Raw genomic sequence first — 16,531 nt, 5'->3', positions numbered from 1 at the left:
GAGGATCCGCAGCTCGTGAGGGTGCACACGGCCCGCGAGCCAGGCAAACGAGGGGACCCCCATGACCGGTTCGCGCATCGTCGGCATCGGCCACTATCAGCCTGCCGGGATCCTCACCAACGAGGACCTGGCGGGCATGGTCGACACCAGCGACGAGTGGATCCGCTCCCGCGTCGGCATCCGCACCCGGCACGTGGCGGGGCCCGACGAGCCGGTCGACGAACTCGCCGCGCACGCCGCCGCCAAGGCGCTCGCGGCGGCCGGGCTGACGGCCGACGCCATCGACCTGGTCGTCGTCGCCACCTCGACGGCGGTGGACCGCTCGCCGAACACCGCGGCCCGCGTCGCCCACCGCCTCGGCGTCCCGTCGCCCGCTGCCCTCGACCTGAACGTCGTGTGCGCGGGCTTCACGCACGCCCTCGCCACCGCCGACCACACCCTGCGCGCGGGCGCCGCCACCCGCGCCCTGGTCGTCGGCGCCGACAAGATGTCCGCCGTCACCGACTGGACGGACCGCTCCACCTGTGTGCTGACCGGCGACGGCGCGGGCGCCGTCGTGGTCGAACCGGTCCCCGGCGACGAGGCGCCCGGCATCGGCCCCGTCCTGTGGGGTTCGGTCCCCGAGATGGGCAACGCCGTACGGATCGAGGGCGAGCCCGCCCGCTTCGCGCAGGAGGGGCAGTCCGTCTACCGCTGGGCGACCCGGCAGTTGCCGCCGCTGGCCCGCGCGGCCTGCGAGAAGGCGGGCCTCGACCCGGCCGACCTCGCCGCGGTCGTCCTGCACCAGGCCAACCTGCGGATCATCGAGCCGCTCGCCGAGAAGATCGGCGCCGTGAACGCGGTGGTCGCCAAGGACGTCGTCGAGTCCGGCAACACCTCGGCCGCGAGCGTGCCGATGGCGCTGTCCAAGCTGGTCGAGCGCGGCGAGATCGAGAGCGGGCAGCCCGCGCTGCTCTTCGGTTTCGGCGGAAACCTCTCGTACGCGGGTCAGGTCGTGCGCATCCCGTGACCTGGGCGGTCGCCGGAATGTGACGAGCCCAACTCCCCCTGGCTGTGGCGATTGTGCTCGGTAAACTGTATTCCAAAGACAATCCAGTGTTCCGATGCCGGATACTGGAGGGGATCCGGCCGACCCGGATCCGGAAACGGCTTGCCGGATGCTCCGAAGCCCAGGAGGGGGACCGCGATGTTGTCCACAGGACTGCCGCAGGGGGCGGTGCCCAAGCTCGAGCGCCCCGGACCGCTGCGCGAGCGGGTCTACGAGGCGCTGCTCGAACTGATCACGACGCGGGCCCTCCAGCCCGGCCAGCACCTGGTCGAGAGCGAGCTCGCCGGTCACCTGGGGGTCTCGCGCCAGCCGGTGCGCGAGGCGCTGCAGCGGCTGAACACCGAGGGCTGGGTGGATCTGCGCCCCGCGCAGGGCGCGTTCGTGCACGAGCCGACGGAGGAGGAGGCTGATCAACTCCTCACCGTCCGTACGCTGTTGGAGGCGGAGGCCGCCCGGCTCGCCGCGGCCAACGCGGGCAAGACCGGCATCGCAGCCCTGGAGGAGCTCTGCGCGCGGGGCGAACAGGCGGTGACCGACGGCGACGTCGAGCTGGTCGTCGCGACGAACGCCGAGTTCCACGCCAAGGTCATGGAACTCGCGGGCAACGTCGTACTGGCGGAACTCGCGGGCCAGGTCGACCGCCGGGTCCGCTGGTACTACCAGCCGGTGGCCCGCCAGCGCGGCAAGCAGTCCTGGATCGAGCACCGCGAACTCATCGCGGCGATCTCGGCCCGCGACGAGGCCCAGGCCACGGCGGTCATGCGCGCCCACACGGAACACACCCGAGAGACCTACCACCACCGCGACCGCACCACACCCTGACCCCACGAGGGCGGCGCCTCCGCCGCGACTTCGGGGGGCCGGCGGACGGGCCACTCAGGGGCGTGGGGAACTGCGCGACCAGCCCCCACGAGCCCGCATCCGGCAACGCACCACAGAGTCCCGACCCCTCACCCGCCGAACGCCGCCGCATGCGCGACAGCCCACTCCGAGAAGGTCCGGGGCCCCCGCCCCGTGACCTTCTCCACGGTGTCCCGCACGGGGGACTCGTCCAACGTCCCGTCCACGTAGAACCGGAAGAACGCCCGCACGTAAGCCTCCGGCATCCGCGCCGAGAAGTCCGCCCGGGCCTCCTCGTCCGTCAGCCCCTCGAACCGCAACGACCTCCCGATCGCCTCGCCGAGCATCCGCACCCGCTCCCCGGCCGTCAACGCCTCCGGACCACTCAGCGCGAGCGCCTCCCCGTCGTACCGCCCCGACTCCGCGAGCAGCACCCGCGCCGCGACCTCCCCGATGTCGTACGGGTCGAGCACCGCGGCCCGTACGCCGGGGAACGCGGCCCGCACCACGTCGCCCTTCCTCAACTGGTCAGCCCACTCAAGGGCGTTGGACATGAAGGCGCACGGCCGCAGGAAGGTCCACGCGAGCCCGCTGTCACGGACCGCGGCCTCCGCCTCCATCATGTAGCGGGTGACCGCGTTGGACTCCTCGCCGCCCGGCACCGAACTGCTCGACAGCAGGACCGCCCGCTCCACGCCCGCCGCCCGCGCGTCGGCGAGGATCTGCCGCTGCCCCGTGTAGCCGGGCAGCAGGAACAGGGCCGTCACGCCGGAGAGCGCGGGCCGCACCGTCTCGGGACGTTCGAGGTCGCCCGCCGCGGCCTCGGCACCCGGCGGCAGACCGTCCGCCGTACCGGAGCGGCTGAGCGCCCGCACCGGCGCCCCGGCCGCGGCCACGGCGCGCACGACCTGCGCGCCCACGTTCCCCGTGGCACCCGTCACCAGAATCATGTGAGCTCCCCTGTGGTGGCTTCCGCCGCGTCGGCGGCGCACGGTGACCAGCGTGCCTCGGCAGCCAGCATGACCACCAACGCGACCACCATGAAAAGGAGTTGGGCCAGCGCCGACACGCGCACACCGAGCACCGCGGCGGCCAGTATCACCGGCACGGCAGCCGCCCGGTACCCGAGCGGGAAGAGCCGCATCGCCGCCCGGAACGCCACGTCGCCCGCCAGGAAGAGCGCCACACCGCCCGCGAGCGCCAGCGCGGGACCGGTGTGCAGCTGGTCGCCCATGTGACCGAGGGCCTTCTTGATCCCGGCCGCGAGGAACGCGACGCCGAGCAGCATCGGCAGGAACGCGTAGTAGTACGCGGTCATGGCCAGCCGCCAGCGGTCCGCGGGCGGCGTCGCCGCGAACGTCCGCTCGGCGCCGCCCTCGTCCCGGACGAAGTACGTCCACCACAGGGCGCCCGCCAGGGTCAGCGCCAGGAAGACGCCCGTGAACACGGAGGCGGTGAAGGGCAGTTCGCCGATGCCGACGCCGATCGCGATGACGGACTCGCCGAACGACACGATGAGCAGCAGACCGTGCCGCTCCACGAAGTGGCCGGGCTGCAACTCGCCCATCTGGGCGCGGAGTTCGGCAGGGGGCCGGTCGCCGCGCCGGGACGGCCCGTACTCCGCCATCCGCGGCGTCACCACCTGGAGGGCGATCGCCAGGGCCCACAGCGCGTCCGAGAGCAGCCCGGTGGCCAGGCCGGCCCCGGTCACCGCGAGTGCGGCGAGGGCGTTCGGCACCGCGTACCAGATGACGTCGCGGCCGTGGCTGCGCGTGTAGAGCACGCTGTGCACGACGACGACCAGCAGGAAGCCGAGCCCGAAGACCACGCCCGCGTTCGAGTCGGGATCGAAGACGTGCGGGATGGACAGCGCGCAGACTAGGAACGCCGCCATGCCGAGCAGCATCAGCAGCCGGCGCGACGGGCGGTCGGGCGGCACCTGGTTGGTGAGGTACGCGTACGCGCTGTACATCCAGTAGAGGATCATGAAGATGAGCACGGCCCGGCCCGCGGTGGTCCAGGACAGGTCGTGCGCGATCAGCACGGTCAGCTGGGTCAGCGTGTAGACGAAGACCAGGTCGAAGAAGAGTTCCAGCGTGGTGACCCGCTGGGCGACCGCTTCGCCCGTCAGGTCCTTCGGTCGTGGTGGTGCCGTCTCCGGCGTCATCCCCAATTCCCCCTGTGACATGGCGCGTTGTGACCGTCGACAGACTACGGCGTGGCGGCGCGGGAGTGCCGGGGGACGGCCGGGAGGTGATCCGGGGTGGTCCGGAGGTGGGCGGGGGAGCGTCTTTGTCCTGTGACTGGAGAAAGTCATGGGTAATTCCTGCGCAACTTCTTCCCAGTCCCGGCAGGCGCTGCTACGTTCCCCATCGAAAGCAAGACGGCGCAATAATGACGGCGCCGGAACGACCGCAGGTGACCGACGGGGCCCGAAGAGGCGGGGAGGGGCACGTGAGACGCATGACGGCTCGACCCGCGAACGCGCACCAGGCGCGCTTGCTGCGACTGCTGCGCGACGGAGGGCCCAACTCCCGCGCCCAGCTGGGAGACCAGATCGATCTGTCGCGGTCCAAACTGGCGGTCGAGGTGGACCGCCTGCTGGAGACCGGACTCGTGGTCGCCGACGGACTCGCCGCCTCGCGCGGCGGCCGCCGCTCCCACAACATCCGGCTCGCGCCCGAACTCCGGTTCCTCGGCGTCGACATCGGCGCGACCTCGGTCGATGTCGCCGTCACCAACGCGGAACTCGAAGTGCTCGGGCACATCACCCAGCCCATGGACGTGCGCGAGGGCCCGGTCGCGGTCTTCGAGCAAGTGCTGGCCATGGCAGCCAAGTTGAGGGCTTCCGGCCTCGCCGAAGGGTTCGACGGAGCGGGGATCGGCGTCCCCGGCCCCGTCCGCTTCCCCGAAGGCGTACCGGTCGCCCCGCCGATCATGCCCGGCTGGGACGGTTTCCCGGTCCGCGAGGCGCTCAGCCAGGACCTCGGCTGCCCGGTCATGGTCGACAACGACGTGAACCTGATGGCGATGGGGGAGCAGCACGCCGGCGTCGCACGCCAGGCGCGCGACTTCCTCTGCGTCAAGATCGGTACCGGCATCGGCTGCGGCATCGTCGTCGGCGGCGAGGTCTACCGCGGCACGACCGGCTCCGCGGGCGACATCGGCCACATCCAGGTCGAACCGGACGGCCGGCAGTGCGCCTGCGGCAACCGGGGCTGCCTGGAGGCCTACTTCAGCGGCGCGGCACTCGCCCGTGACGCCGAGGAGGCCGCCCGTGACGGACGCTCACCGGAACTCGCCACTCGGCTGGAGGCGGCCGGCAAGCTCAGCGCCGCCGACGTCGCCGTGGCCGCGGCCACCGGTGACGGCACGTCCCTCGACCTGATCCGCGACGGCGGCAACCGCACGGGCCAGGTCATCGCGTCCCTCGTCAGCTTCTTCAACCCCGGGCTCGTCGTCATCGGCGGCGGTGTCACCGGCCTCGGCCACACGCTCCTCGCCGCCCTGCGCACCCAGGTCTACCGTCAGTCGCTGCCCCTCGCGACCGGCAATCTCCCCATCGTCCTGGGCGAGTTGGGCCCCACCGCCGGAGTCATCGGTGGCGCCCGCCTGATCAGCGACCACCTGTTCTCACCCGCGTAGCACGCCCGCGCGTCCCGCGCGTTCCGCACACCAGGCACCACGCACAGCGCTCAGCCCTGCCCTGCCCTGATCCGCTTCACCCTGCTCCGTCCTGATCCGCTTCACCCTGCCCTGAAACAGCTCTGAACTGCCCTGAACCCGGCCCGCACCCGTTGCTAGGGGACCCGCCATGGCATCTTCGGCACCATCGGACTCTTCACCACCTTCGGACTCGTCGCTGCCATCGGCGGCGGGACAACCGCTGCTCACCATGTCCGGCATCACCAAGGCGTTTCCCGGTGTGCGCGCCCTCGACGGCGTGGACCTCGACGTCCTGGCGGGCGAGGTGCACTGTCTGCTCGGCCAGAACGGCGCGGGCAAGTCCACTCTCATCAAGGTCCTCGCGGGCGCCCACCAGCCCGACGACGGCACCATCACCTGGCGCGGACAGCGGGTCACCCTGCGCTCGCCGATCGCCGCGATGCGCCTCGGCATCGCCACCATCTACCAGGAACTCGACCTGGTGGAACACCTGTCGGTGGCCGAGAACGTCTTCCTCGGCCACGAGCCGACCACGGCGGGCTTCGTCGTCCGGGGCAGGGACGCGAAGGCGGCGACCGCCGCGCTCCTGGAGCGGCTCGGGCACGGCGAGATCGACCCGGCCACACTGGTCGGCGAGCTCTCCGCGGCCGGGCAGCAGATCGTCTCGATGGCCCGCGCCCTCTCCCACGACGTACGCCTCATCGTCATGGACGAGCCGTCCGCCGCGCTCGACCCCGACGAGGTCGACAACCTCTTCCGGATCGTCGCGAACCTCACCGCGGACGGCGTCGCCGTCGTCTACATCTCCCACCGCCTGGAGGAGATCCGCCGCATCGGCGACCGCGTCACCGTCCTCAAGGACGGGCGGGCGGTGGCCGGCGGCCTCCCGGCGAAAGACACCCCGACGCGTGACGTCGTCGCGCTGATGACGGGCCGCAACGTCGAGTACGTCTTCCCGGAACGCCCGGCCGGCCGGCCGTCGGCGGAACCCGTCCTGCGCGTCCAGAACCTTTCCCGCGAGGGCGAGTTCGCGCCACTGGACCTGGAGGTGCGCCCCGGCGAGATCGTCGGCCTGGCCGGTCTGGTCGGCTCGGGCCGCTCCGAGATCCTGGAGACGATCTACGGCGCCCGCAAGCCCACGACCGGCCACGTCGCCGTCGAAGGAAAGGCGTTGCGTCCGGGCAGCGTCCGCTCCGCGGTCCGCGCGGGTCTCGGCCTGGCTCCCGAGGAACGCAAGGCGCAGGCCCTCCTGATGCTCGAGTCGGTCACCCGCAATGTCTCCGTCTCCTCCATGTCCCGGTTCTCGTACGGGGGTTGGCTGAACCGGTCGGCCGAACGGGAGGCGGCGCGGCAGGCGACCCGCGATCTCTCGCTGCGACCCGACAACCCGTCCGCGCCCGTCCGCACCCTCTCCGGCGGCAACCAGCAGAAGGCGGTCCTCGCCCGCTGGCTGCTGCGCGGCTGCAAGGTGCTGCTCCTGGACGAGCCCACCCGTGGCGTCGACGTCGGCGCGCGGGCCGAGCTCTACGCGGTCATCCGCCGCCTCGCCGACGAGGGCCTCGCCGTTCTCCTGGTCTCCAGCGAGGTCCCCGAGGTGCTCGGGCTCGCCGACCGGGTGCTGGTCCTGCGGGAGGGCGTCGTCGTGCACGAAGCCCCTGCCGGGGAGCTGGACGAGCACCGGGTCCTGGACCTGGTGATGGAAGGCGCCCCGACGTGATCCCCTCCGATCGAGCCACATCGTGCTTCGTGCGGGACCACCGGCCGGCGGGGGCCGCTCGCGCAGTTCCCGGCGCCCTTCAGGGGCGCGGGGAACTGCGCGACCAGCCACGACGCACCCGCACTCGCGCTCGACAGCACCCGCCACGGCGAGTGGCCCCGCATCCGCCACGGCGAGTGGCCCCGCATCCGCCACGGCGAGTGGCCCCGCATCCGCCACGGCGAGTGGCCCCGCACCCGCCACGGCGAGTGGCCCCGCCCTCACCACAGTCAGCCTCCAGAACCCATCGCCCAGAAGGGACCCCGGCGCCATGACGCAGCCCGCCTCACCCGCCCGCCCGGCGGAGCCCAAGAGCGCGCCGGCCCAGCGCCCCAGCGCACTCCGCACCCTCCGCGTCGACGTCCGCACGCTCTCACTGCTCGGCGTCCTCGCCGTCCTGGTCGTCATCGGCGGCATCACCCAGCCCGACTCCTTCCTGGACACGGACAACCTCCAACTCGTCCTCACCCAGGCGAGCGTCATCGGCGTCGTCACCGTCGGCATGACCTTCGTGATCATCTCCGGCGGCATCGACCTCTCCGTGGGCGCCATCGTCGCGCTGGCCAGCGTCTGGGCGACCACGGTCGCCACCCAGGAGTACGGCTTCGCGGGCATCCTGTTCACCGCGATCCTCGTCGGCCTCGCCTGCGGCCTGGTGAACGGCCTCCTCATCGCCTACGGCGGCGTGGTCCCCTTCATCGCCACCCTCGCGATGCTCGCCTCGGGCCGCGGCCTGGCCCTCCAGATCACCGACGGCAATACCCAGATGGTCACCGTCGACAGCGTCCTCAAGCTCGGCGAACGGGACTCGTACCTCCTCGGCATCCCGCCGCTCGTCCTCGTCTTCGCCGCGGTCACGGTGCTCGGCTGGCTCGTCCTGAACCGCACCACGTTCGGCCGCCGCTCGGTAGCCGTCGGCGGCAACGCGGAGGCGGCCCGGCTCGCCGGCATCGACGTGCGCCGCCAGCGGCTCTACCTGTACCTGCTCTCCGGCCTGTGCTGCGGCATCGCGGCCTTCCTGCTGATCGTGCTCTCCGGCTCCGGCCAGAACACCAACGGCAACCTGTACGAGCTCGACGCCATCGCCGCCGCGATCATCGGCGGCACCCTCCTGACCGGAGGTCGCGGCACCGTCGTCGGCTCCGTGCTCGGCGTCCTGATCTTCATCACGATCCAGAACATCTTCGCGCTGAACAACCTGGAGACCGCGACACAGCAGATCGCCAAGGGCGCGATCATCGTCGCGGCGGTCCTGGTCCAGCGACGTACGGCCAACACCACCTCGTAAGTTCGGGAAGGGACGACGCCATGCCAGAGTCGACAAGCGTGTCGAGCCGCAGAAGCCTCCTGTTCGGCGCGGCCGCCGCCGTCACCACGGGCGGCCTGCTCACGGCCTGCACCAGCAACGAGCCCAGCGACAAGGGCAACGACAGCAGCAAGGCCGCCGACCAGCCGGTCGCGGACGACAAGAAGGGCAAGCAGGTCACGATCGGCTTCGCCGGACCGCAGGCCGACCACGGCTGGCTCAACGCCATCAACGACAACGCCAAGGAACGGGCGAAGAAGTACGCCGACGTCACCCTGGAGGCGACCGAGGGGTCGAACGACACGGCCGCGCAGATCGGTCAGGTCGAGACCCTCATCAACAAGAAGGTCGACGTCCTCGTCATCCTGCCCGCCGACGGCAAGGCCCTGACCCAGGTCGGCCTGAAGGCGATGCGGGCCGGCATCCCCGTCGTGAACCTCGACCGGATCTTCAACACCCCGCAGGCGTACCGCTGCTGGATCGGCGGCGACAACTACGGCATGGGCCTGTCCGCCGGCAACTACATCGGCGAGAAGCTCAAGGACAAGAAGAACGCGAAGGTCATCGAGCTCGCCGGCATCGACAACCTCGAACTCACCCAGCAGCGCACCAAGGGCTTCGACGACGCGCTGAAGAACTTCCCGAACATCAAGAAGGTGGCGCGGCAGGCCGCCGACTTCACCGTCGAGTCGGGCCAGGCGAAGATGTCTCAGCTCCTCCAGGCCCAGAAGAGCTTCGACGCGCTGTGGAACCACGACGACGACCAGGGCGTCGGCGCCCTGCGCGCCATCAAGCAGGCCGGCCGCGACGACTTCCTGATGGTCGGCGGCGCGGGCGCGCTCTCCGCCATGCAGGCCATCGAGGCGGGCAACAGCGTCCTGAAGGCGACGGTCCTCTACCCGCCGACCATGGCCGCCTCCGCCATCGACCTGGCCCGCGCCCTCGGCCAGGGCAAGGGGATCAGCGGCATGGCCGAGTTCGAGATCCCCGCGCACGTGACGCTGTACTCGGCCGTCGTCGACAAGGACAACGTCGACCAGTACATGCCGACCGGCTTCAAGTGATGCACGCCGTCGGCACGGCGCACGAGGCGAACACGGCGTGGACGAGGAGGACTTCCGCATGGCAGGCAGCAGCACCGGCACGACGGCTCGGGAACCGGGCGAAGGAAACGATCCGGAGGCCAAGCCCGTCCTGGGGGTGGGCATGGTCGGCTACGCCTTCATGGGCGCGGCGCACTCCCAGGGCTGGCGCACCGCGGGCCGGGTCTTCGACCTGCCGCTGACCCCCCGGCTCGCCGCGGTCTGCGGCCGCGACGGGCGGGCGGTGCGCGCCGCGGCCGACAAGCTCGGCTGGGCGGCCGCGGAGACGGACTGGCGCGCGCTGATCGCCCGTGACGACGTCGACCTCGTCGACATCTGCACCCCGGGCGACAGCCACGCCGAGATCGCCGTCGCCGCCCTGGAGGCCGGCAAGCACGTGCTGTGCGAGAAGCCCCTCGCCAACTCCGTCGAGGAGGCGGAGGCCATGACCGTGGCCGCCCAACTGGCCGCCGAGCGCGGCCAGTTGGCGATGACCGGGTTCAACTACCGGCGGGTGCCCGCGATGGCGCTGGCCCGCCGGATGGTGGACGAGGGGCGGATCGGCACGCTGCGGCACGTACGCGTCAGCTACCTCCAGGACTGGCTCGTCGACCCGTCGTTCCCGCTGACCTGGCGGCTGCAGAAGCCGTACGCGGGCTCGGGCGCGCTCGGCGACCTGGGCGCGCACGCCGTCGACCTCGCCCAGTTCCTGGTGGGCGAGCCGATCGCGGGCGTCTCGGCGCTCACCGAGACCTTCGTGCGGGAACGCCCGCTGCTCGACGGCGCCTCGTCCGGCCTCTCGGCGGCCGGCGGGGGAGAGGCGGGCTTCGGCCAGGTCACCGTCGACGACGCGGCCCTGTTCACCGCGCGCTTCGCCTCCGGCGCCCTGGCCTCCTTCGAGGCGACCCGGTTCGCGACCGGCCGCAAGAACGCCCTCAAGGTCGAACTCAACGGTGAACGAGGTTCGTTGGCGTTCGACCTGGAGCGGCTCAACGAGCTCTTCTTCCACGACCAGACCGAACCCGGCGACAGTGCGGGCTTCCGCCGCATCCTCGTCACCGAGCCGGGCCACCCCTACCTGGAGGCGTGGTGGCCGCCGGGCCACGGCCTCGGCTACGAGCACACCTTCGTGCACCAGGCCCGCGACCTGGTCCACGCCATCGCCGAACACACCACGCCCGCCCCGTCGTTCGCCGACGGCCTCCAGGTGCAGCGCGTCCTCGCGGCGGTCGAGGAGAGTGCGGCGAAGAACTCCGTCTTCACCCCCGTCCCGAGCCCCGTCCCGGCCTGAGGAGGTCTCCACCGTGCCCCGCAACTTCACTCTCTTCACCGGTCAATGGGCGGACCTGCCCCTGGAGGAGGTCTGCCGCCACGCCCGTGACTTCGGCTACGACGGCCTCGAACTCGCCTGCTGGGGCGACCACTTCGAGGTCGACAAGGCCCTCGCGGACCCCTCGTACGTCAAGGGCCGCCACGAGCTGCTCGACAAGTACGGCCTCAAGTGCTGGGCGATCTCGAACCACCTGGTCGGCCAGGCCGTCTGCGACGCCATCATCGACGAGCGCCACGAGGCGATCCTGCCGGCCCGCATCTGGGGCGACGGCGAGGCCGAGGGGGTGCGGCGGCGGGCCGCCGCCGAGATCGCCGACACCGCCCGTGCGGCCGCCGCCTTCGGCGTCGACACCGTCATCGGGTTCACCGGGTCGTCGATCTGGCACCTGGTCGCGATGTTCCCGCCCGCGCCGGAATCCATGATCGAGCGCGGCTACGAGGACTTCGCGACGCGCTGGAACCCGATCCTCGACGTCTTCGACGCCGAGGGCGTCCGCTTCGCGCACGAGGTCCACCCCAGCGAGATCGCGTACGACTACTGGACGACGCACCAGGCCCTCGCGGCGGTCGACCACCGCCCTGCGTTCGGCCTCAACTTCGACCCGTCGCACTTCGTGTGGCAGGACCTGGACCCCGTGGGCTTCCTGTGGGACTTCAGGGACCGCATCTACCACGTGGACTGCAAGGAGGCCAGGCGCCGCCTCGACGGCCGCAACGGCCGCCTCGGCTCCCACCTCCCGTGGGGCGATCCGCGGCGCGGCTGGGACTTCGTCTCGGCCGGTCACGGCGACGTGCCCTGGGAGGACGTCTTCCGCATGCTCCGCTCGATCGAGTACGCGGGCCCCATTTCCGTGGAGTGGGAGGACGCGGGCATGGACCGCCTGCAGGGCGCCCCCGAGGCGCTGAAGAGTCTCAAGGCGTTCGACTTCGAGCCGCCGACCGCGTCGTTCGACGCCGCGTTCAACAGCTGAACCGTCCGGCCAGGGGCCGGGACAGGGAGTCGGACAACGGTGCCGGCTCCCGGTCCGGCCTGCCCGAACGCTGCTTTGTCCTGCGATGGGAAAAAGCTCAACTAGTAGTGACGCAAGGGGTGTTCGCTCCGGACAAACGCGGCTAACGTCCCTGAAGTGTTCAGGACACACACGCCTCCGGGGTGACGGCGCACCCCGGCGCCCGCACCGCACGTCTTCGCACCCGTTCCGTACGGCCCACCCCGTTCCCGGAGGGACTTCGTGCACAGAACCAGACTCAGAAGCACCCGAGCCGCCAGGCGTCCGAGAGTCCGCACCGCTCTGGCCCTGTTCACCGGCGCACTGCTCGCCGTGGGCGCCCCGACGGCCGTGGCCGGCGCGGACGAGCCCGCGGACAGCGCCCCCAAGGCCGCCGCCGAAGGGCAGTTCCAGCAGGTGCCGCTCGCCAAGGGCGAGCCCGAGATGGGCGAGCCGATGTCGCTCGCCGTCCTGCCGGACCGCAGCGTCCTGCACACCGCACGCGACGGCACACTGCGCCTCACCGACCAGGGCGGCGTCACCAAGGTCGCCGGCAAGATCCCCGTCTACAACCACGACGAGGAAGGCCTCCAGGGCGTCGGCATCGACCCGGACTTCAAGAACAACCGGGCGATCTACCTGTACTACGCCCCGCCGCTCGACACCCCGGCCGGTGACGCGCCGGAGAACGGCTCCGCCGAGGACTTCAAGAAGTTCGACGGCGTCAACCGCCTCTCCCGCTTCGTCCTCAACGGCAACGGCACGCTGGACATGGCCAGCGAGAAGAAGGTCATCGACGTCGCGGCGTCCCGCGGCATCTGCTGCCACGTCGGCGGCGACATCGACTTCGACGCGCAGGGCAACCTGTACCTGTCGACCGGCGACGACAGCAATCCCTTCGCCTCCGACGGGTTCACCCCGATCGACGAGCGGGCCGACCGCAACCCGGCGTTCGACGCCCGCCGCTCGGCCGGCAACACCAACGACCTGCGCGGCAAGATCCTCCGCATCAAGGTCGCCGCGGACGGCTCGTACACCGTCCCCGACGGCAACCTCTTCGCCCCGGGCACCGAGAAGACCCGCCCCGAGATCTACGCGATGGGCTTCCGCAACCCGTTCCGGATGAGCGTCGACGAGAAGACCGGCACCGTCTACGTCGGTGACTACGGCCCCGACGCGGGCGCCGCCGACCCGAAGCGCGGTCCGGCGGGCCAGGTCGAGTTCGCCAAGGTCACGAAGCCGGGCAACTTCGGCTGGCCCTTCTGCACCGGCAACAACGACGCGTATCTCGACTACGACTTCGCCACCAAGGAGTCCGGCGAGAAGTTCGACTGCGCCAACCTCAAGAACACCTCGCCGCACAACACCGGCCTCACGGACCTGCCGCCCGCCCAGGCCGCGTGGATCCCGTACGACGGCGCCAGCGTGCCGGAGTTCGGCAGCGGCTCGGAGTCCCCGATGGGCGGCCCGGTCTACCACTACGACCCGAACCTCGACTCCAAGGTGAAGTTCCCCGAGTCGTACGACGGAGACTTCTTCGCGGGCGAGTTCGGCCGCCGCTGGATCAAGCCGATCTCGCAGAACGCGGACGGTTCGGTCAAGGAGATCAAGAACCTTCCGTGGACCGGCACCCAGATCATGGACATGGAGTTCGGCCCCGACGGCGCCCTCTACGTCCTCGACTACGGTGTCTCCTGGTTCCAGGGCGACGAGAACTCCGCGCTGTACCGCATCGAGAACGCCGAGGACGGCTTCTCGCCGATCGCCGAGGTCAAGGCGAACAAGACCTCGGGCGCGGCCGGCATGAAGGTCACCTTCACCGGCTCCGCCAAGGACGCCGACTCCCCGGACCTCACCTACAGCTGGGACTTCGGCGACGGCACCAAGGGCGAGGGCCTGACCCCCACCCACCAGTACAAGAAGGTCGGCACCTACACCGCGACCTTCACCGCCAAGGACCCCGAGGGCCACACCGGCAACGCCAGCACCCGCGTCGTCGTCGGCAACACCGAGCCCACCGTGAAGATCGAGGTCCCGGGCAACGGCGCGCTGGCCGCCTTCGGCCAGCCGGTCCCCTTCAAGGTGACCGTCACCGACCCCGAGGAGACGATCGACTGCTCCAAGGTCAAGGTCGCCTACAGCCTGGGCCACGACTCCCACGCCCACGAGCTGACCAGCGAGATGGGCTGCGAAGGCACCCTGAAGCCGCCCGCCGGTGACGGCGGCCACGATCCCAACGCCAACATCTACGGCGTCGTCGGCGCCAGCTACACCGACGGCGGGGCCAACGGCCAGGAGGCCCTGACCGGCACCGCGCGCGCCGTCGTCCAGCCGCTGCACCGCCAGGCCGAGCACTTCTCCACCCAGTCGGGCATCCAGACGTACGACAAGACCGGTGCCAACGGCGGCAAGACGGTCGGCGACATCAACGACGGCGACTGGATCTCCTTCACGCCCTACCGGCTCGCCGGACAGAAGAAGGTGACCGTCCGCGCCTCCTCCGGCGGTGCGGGCGGCTACGTCGAGGTCCGCACGGGTTCGCCCACCGGACCGCTGCACGGCTCGGCCTACATCCCGCCGACCGGCAGCTGGGAGACCTTCCAGAACGTCGACGTGCCGCTGCGGGCCCTCCCGAACCGCACGACCGACCTCTACCTGGTCTTCAAGGGCGGCGACGGCGCACTGTTCGACGTCGACGACTTCGAGTTCTCCACCCAGCCGTTCACCGGCGGCAAGAAGGTCCTGGTGTTCTCCAAGACCGCCGGGTTCCGGCACGACTCGATCCCCGAGGGCATCGCCGCCCTGAAGGAGCTCGGCGCCCCGGCCGGCATCACGGTCGACGCCACCGAGGAGGCGGGCCAGTTCACCACGACGAACCTGGCCAAGTACGACGCGGTCGCCTTCCTGTCGACCACCGGTGACGTCCTCAACGACGCCCAGCAGAAGGCGTTCGAGAACTACGTCGCGAACGGCGGCGGCTACATGGGCATCCACGCGGCCGCCGACACCGAGTACGACTGGAAGTTCTACGGCGGACTCGTCGGCGCCTACTTCGACTCGCACCCGGCCATCCAGAAGGCCACCGTGCGCGTCGAGGACCACGACCACCCGGCCACCGCGCACCTGGACGACGCCTGGGAGCGCACCGACGAGTGGTACAACTACCGCACCAACCCCCGTGAGCAGGCCAAGGTCCTCGCCACCCTCGACGAGACCACCTACCAGGGCGGCACCATGAAGGGCGACCACCCGATCGCCTGGTGCCAGAGCTACGGCGGCGGCCGGTCCTTCTACACCGGGGGCGGCCACACCAAGGAGTCCTACGCGGACCAGGCCTTCCGCACCCACCTGCTCGGCGGCCTGCAGTACGCCACCGGCCAGGTCAAGGCCGACTGCAAGCCCAGCAAGGACTACCGGCCGATCTTCAACGGCCAGACCCTGGAGGGCTGGAAGCAGGCCGGTCCCGGCAAGTTCAACGTCAAGGACGGCACGCTGGAGTCCGAGGGCGGCATGGGCCTGCTCTGGTACCAGGCCAAGGAGCTGAAGTCGTACTCCCTGAAGCTCGACTGGAAGATGCAGGGCGACGACAACTCCGGGATCTTCGTGGGCTTCCCGGCCTCCGACGACCCCTGGTCCGCGGTGAACAAGGGCTACGAGATCCAGATCGACGCGACGGACGCACCGGACCGCACCACCGGCTCGGTCTACTCCTTCAAGTCGGCCAACATCAAGGCCCGTGACCAGGTCCTGCGGCCGCCCGGCCAGTGGAACTCCTACGAGATCAAGGTCCAGGGCGAACGCCTCCAGGTGTTCCTCAACGGAGTCAAGATCAACGACTTCACCAACACCGACCCGGAGCGGAGCCTGAAGGACGGCTACATCGGCCTTCAGAACCACGGCGCCTCCGACCAGGTCTCCTTCCGCAACGTCCAGCTGAAGGAACTGCCCACCACGGGCGACTAGAACGGCGGCGGGCGGAGGACGCCGGACCTCCGCCCGCCGTCTCCCGGGCCCCCGGGCCCGGGACCCCGCACGACCCCCGCCGGCGCCGCTCACTCCCGGTTCGCGTACGACAAGGAGGCTGCCCATGTCCGCCGAACCGTCCCTCCCCGCCCCCTCCCCGGCCCCCCGCTTCGGCGTGTGGCTGATCGGCGCACGCGGCTCCGTCGCCACGACGGCCGTCGCCGGCTGCGCCGCCGTCGCCGCCGGACTCCACCCGCCGACCGGCATGGTCACCGAGACCGCCCCCTTCGCCGCATCCGGTCTGCCAACGTTGTCGTCGCTCGTCTTCGGCGGCCACGACACCGTCGACTGCCCGCTGCCCAAGCGCGCCGAACACCTCGCCGCGGGCGGCGTCCTGCCGCACGGCCTGCCCTCGGCCGTGCACGCCGAACTGGCCGCAGCCGACCGGGAGATCAAGCCCGGCGGCCCGCTGCCCGGCCGCGACGACGGACGCACCCAGGACGAACTGATCGACCGGTTCGCCACCGACATCCGTGCCTTCGTCCGCGC

Annotated in this window: 12 protein-coding genes; 10 read left to right on the top strand and 2 right to left on the bottom strand. The window is 71.0% G+C overall.

What is annotated here, in order from left to right:
* Window positions 1-61 precede the first annotated feature (61 nt).
* Together M4J07_RS16235 and M4J07_RS16230 are read left to right on the top strand one after the other, a co-directional pair.
* Window positions 62-1,009: a beta-ketoacyl-ACP synthase III gene (locus M4J07_RS16235; RefSeq protein ID WP_255972450.1), complete on the top strand. Its 948-nt coding sequence runs from the start codon at window positions 62-64 to the stop codon at window positions 1,007-1,009.
* Window positions 1,010-1,186: 177 nt separating this feature from the next.
* A complete protein-coding gene (locus tag M4J07_RS16230) occupies window positions 1,187-1,870 on the top strand; it encodes a GntR family transcriptional regulator (protein WP_255972448.1) in 684 nt (227 codons plus the stop codon).
* 128 nt (window positions 1,871-1,998) lie between these two features.
* On the opposite strand, the gene M4J07_RS16225 is transcribed toward M4J07_RS16230, so the two are convergent.
* Window positions 1,999-2,838: an NmrA family NAD(P)-binding protein gene (locus M4J07_RS16225; protein WP_255972446.1), complete on the bottom strand. Its 840-nt coding sequence runs from the start codon at window positions 2,836-2,838 to the stop codon at window positions 1,999-2,001.
* Window positions 2,835-4,055 carry a low temperature requirement protein A gene (locus tag M4J07_RS16220; protein WP_255972444.1) on the bottom strand — a complete coding sequence of 407 codons (1,221 nt, stop codon included), beginning with the start codon at window positions 4,053-4,055 and terminating at the stop codon, window positions 2,835-2,837. The genes M4J07_RS16225 and M4J07_RS16220 overlap by 4 nt, the downstream gene beginning before the upstream one ends.
* Window positions 4,056-4,351: 296 nt before the next feature.
* On the opposite strand from M4J07_RS16220, the gene M4J07_RS16215 reads away from it, so the two are divergent.
* The 8 genes from M4J07_RS16215 to M4J07_RS16180 all read left to right on the top strand — a co-directional run.
* Complete coding sequence (locus tag M4J07_RS16215) at window positions 4,352-5,533, top strand: ROK family transcriptional regulator (RefSeq protein ID WP_255972442.1); 1,182 nt, start codon at window positions 4,352-4,354, stop codon at window positions 5,531-5,533.
* A gap of 250 nt (window positions 5,534-5,783) precedes the next feature.
* A complete protein-coding gene (locus tag M4J07_RS16210; RefSeq protein WP_255972440.1) occupies window positions 5,784-7,271 on the top strand; it encodes a sugar ABC transporter ATP-binding protein in 1,488 nt (495 codons plus the stop codon).
* A gap of 310 nt (window positions 7,272-7,581) precedes the next feature.
* Window positions 7,582-8,598, top strand: coding sequence for an ABC transporter permease (locus M4J07_RS16205; RefSeq protein ID WP_255972438.1), 1,017 nt, complete (start codon window positions 7,582-7,584; stop codon window positions 8,596-8,598).
* 20 nt (window positions 8,599-8,618) lie between these two features.
* Complete coding sequence (locus M4J07_RS16200; RefSeq protein ID WP_255972436.1) at window positions 8,619-9,680, top strand: substrate-binding domain-containing protein; 1,062 nt, start codon at window positions 8,619-8,621, stop codon at window positions 9,678-9,680.
* A gap of 58 nt (window positions 9,681-9,738) precedes the next feature.
* The gene (locus tag M4J07_RS16195; protein WP_374215047.1) at window positions 9,739-10,989 is read left to right on the top strand and encodes a Gfo/Idh/MocA family protein; all 1,251 of its coding nucleotides are present in this window, start codon (window positions 9,739-9,741) and stop codon (window positions 10,987-10,989) included.
* Between the two features lie 13 nt (window positions 10,990-11,002).
* Window positions 11,003-12,001 carry a sugar phosphate isomerase/epimerase family protein gene (locus M4J07_RS16190; RefSeq protein ID WP_255972434.1) on the top strand — a complete coding sequence of 333 codons (999 nt, stop codon included), beginning with the start codon at window positions 11,003-11,005 and terminating at the stop codon, window positions 11,999-12,001.
* A 261-nt stretch (window positions 12,002-12,262) separates the two neighbouring features.
* A complete protein-coding gene (locus tag M4J07_RS16185) occupies window positions 12,263-15,982 on the top strand; it encodes a ThuA domain-containing protein (protein WP_255972432.1) in 3,720 nt (1,239 codons plus the stop codon).
* 124 nt (window positions 15,983-16,106) lie between these two features.
* A partial coding sequence (locus tag M4J07_RS16180; RefSeq protein WP_255972430.1) for an inositol-3-phosphate synthase occupies window positions 16,107-16,531 on the top strand: 425 nt, incomplete at its 3' end.

The organism is Streptomyces longispororuber, assembly GCF_024448165.1.
In the GTDB taxonomy this organism is placed as follows: domain Bacteria; phylum Actinomycetota; class Actinomycetes; order Streptomycetales; family Streptomycetaceae; genus Streptomyces; species Streptomyces longispororuber_A.
This window is presented reverse-complemented; position numbering and strand designations above follow the sequence as displayed.

What these genes read in the sequence shown, in the direction of transcription:
- M4J07_RS16215 (WP_255972442.1), top strand. Translation starts at nt 4,352, where the DNA reads ATGACGGCTCGACCCGCGAACGCGCACCAGGCGCGCTTGCTGCGACTG.
- M4J07_RS16235 (WP_255972450.1), top strand. Translation starts at nt 62, where the DNA reads ATGACCGGTTCGCGCATCGTCGGCATCGGCCACTATCAGCCTGCCGGG.
- M4J07_RS16205 (WP_255972438.1), top strand. Translation starts at nt 7,582, where the DNA reads ATGACGCAGCCCGCCTCACCCGCCCGCCCGGCGGAGCCCAAGAGCGCG.
- M4J07_RS16230 (WP_255972448.1), top strand. Translation starts at nt 1,187, where the DNA reads ATGTTGTCCACAGGACTGCCGCAGGGGGCGGTGCCCAAGCTCGAGCGC.
- M4J07_RS16195 (WP_374215047.1), top strand. Translation starts at nt 9,739, where the DNA reads ATGGCAGGCAGCAGCACCGGCACGACGGCTCGGGAACCGGGCGAAGGA.
- M4J07_RS16225 (WP_255972446.1), bottom strand. Translation starts at nt 2,838, where the DNA reads ATGATTCTGGTGACGGGTGCCACGGGGAACGTGGGCGCGCAGGTCGTG.
- M4J07_RS16220 (WP_255972444.1), bottom strand. Translation starts at nt 4,055, where the DNA reads ATGACGCCGGAGACGGCACCACCACGACCGAAGGACCTGACGGGCGAA.
- M4J07_RS16200 (WP_255972436.1), top strand. Translation starts at nt 8,619, where the DNA reads ATGCCAGAGTCGACAAGCGTGTCGAGCCGCAGAAGCCTCCTGTTCGGC.
- M4J07_RS16210 (WP_255972440.1), top strand. Translation starts at nt 5,784, where the DNA reads ATGTCCGGCATCACCAAGGCGTTTCCCGGTGTGCGCGCCCTCGACGGC.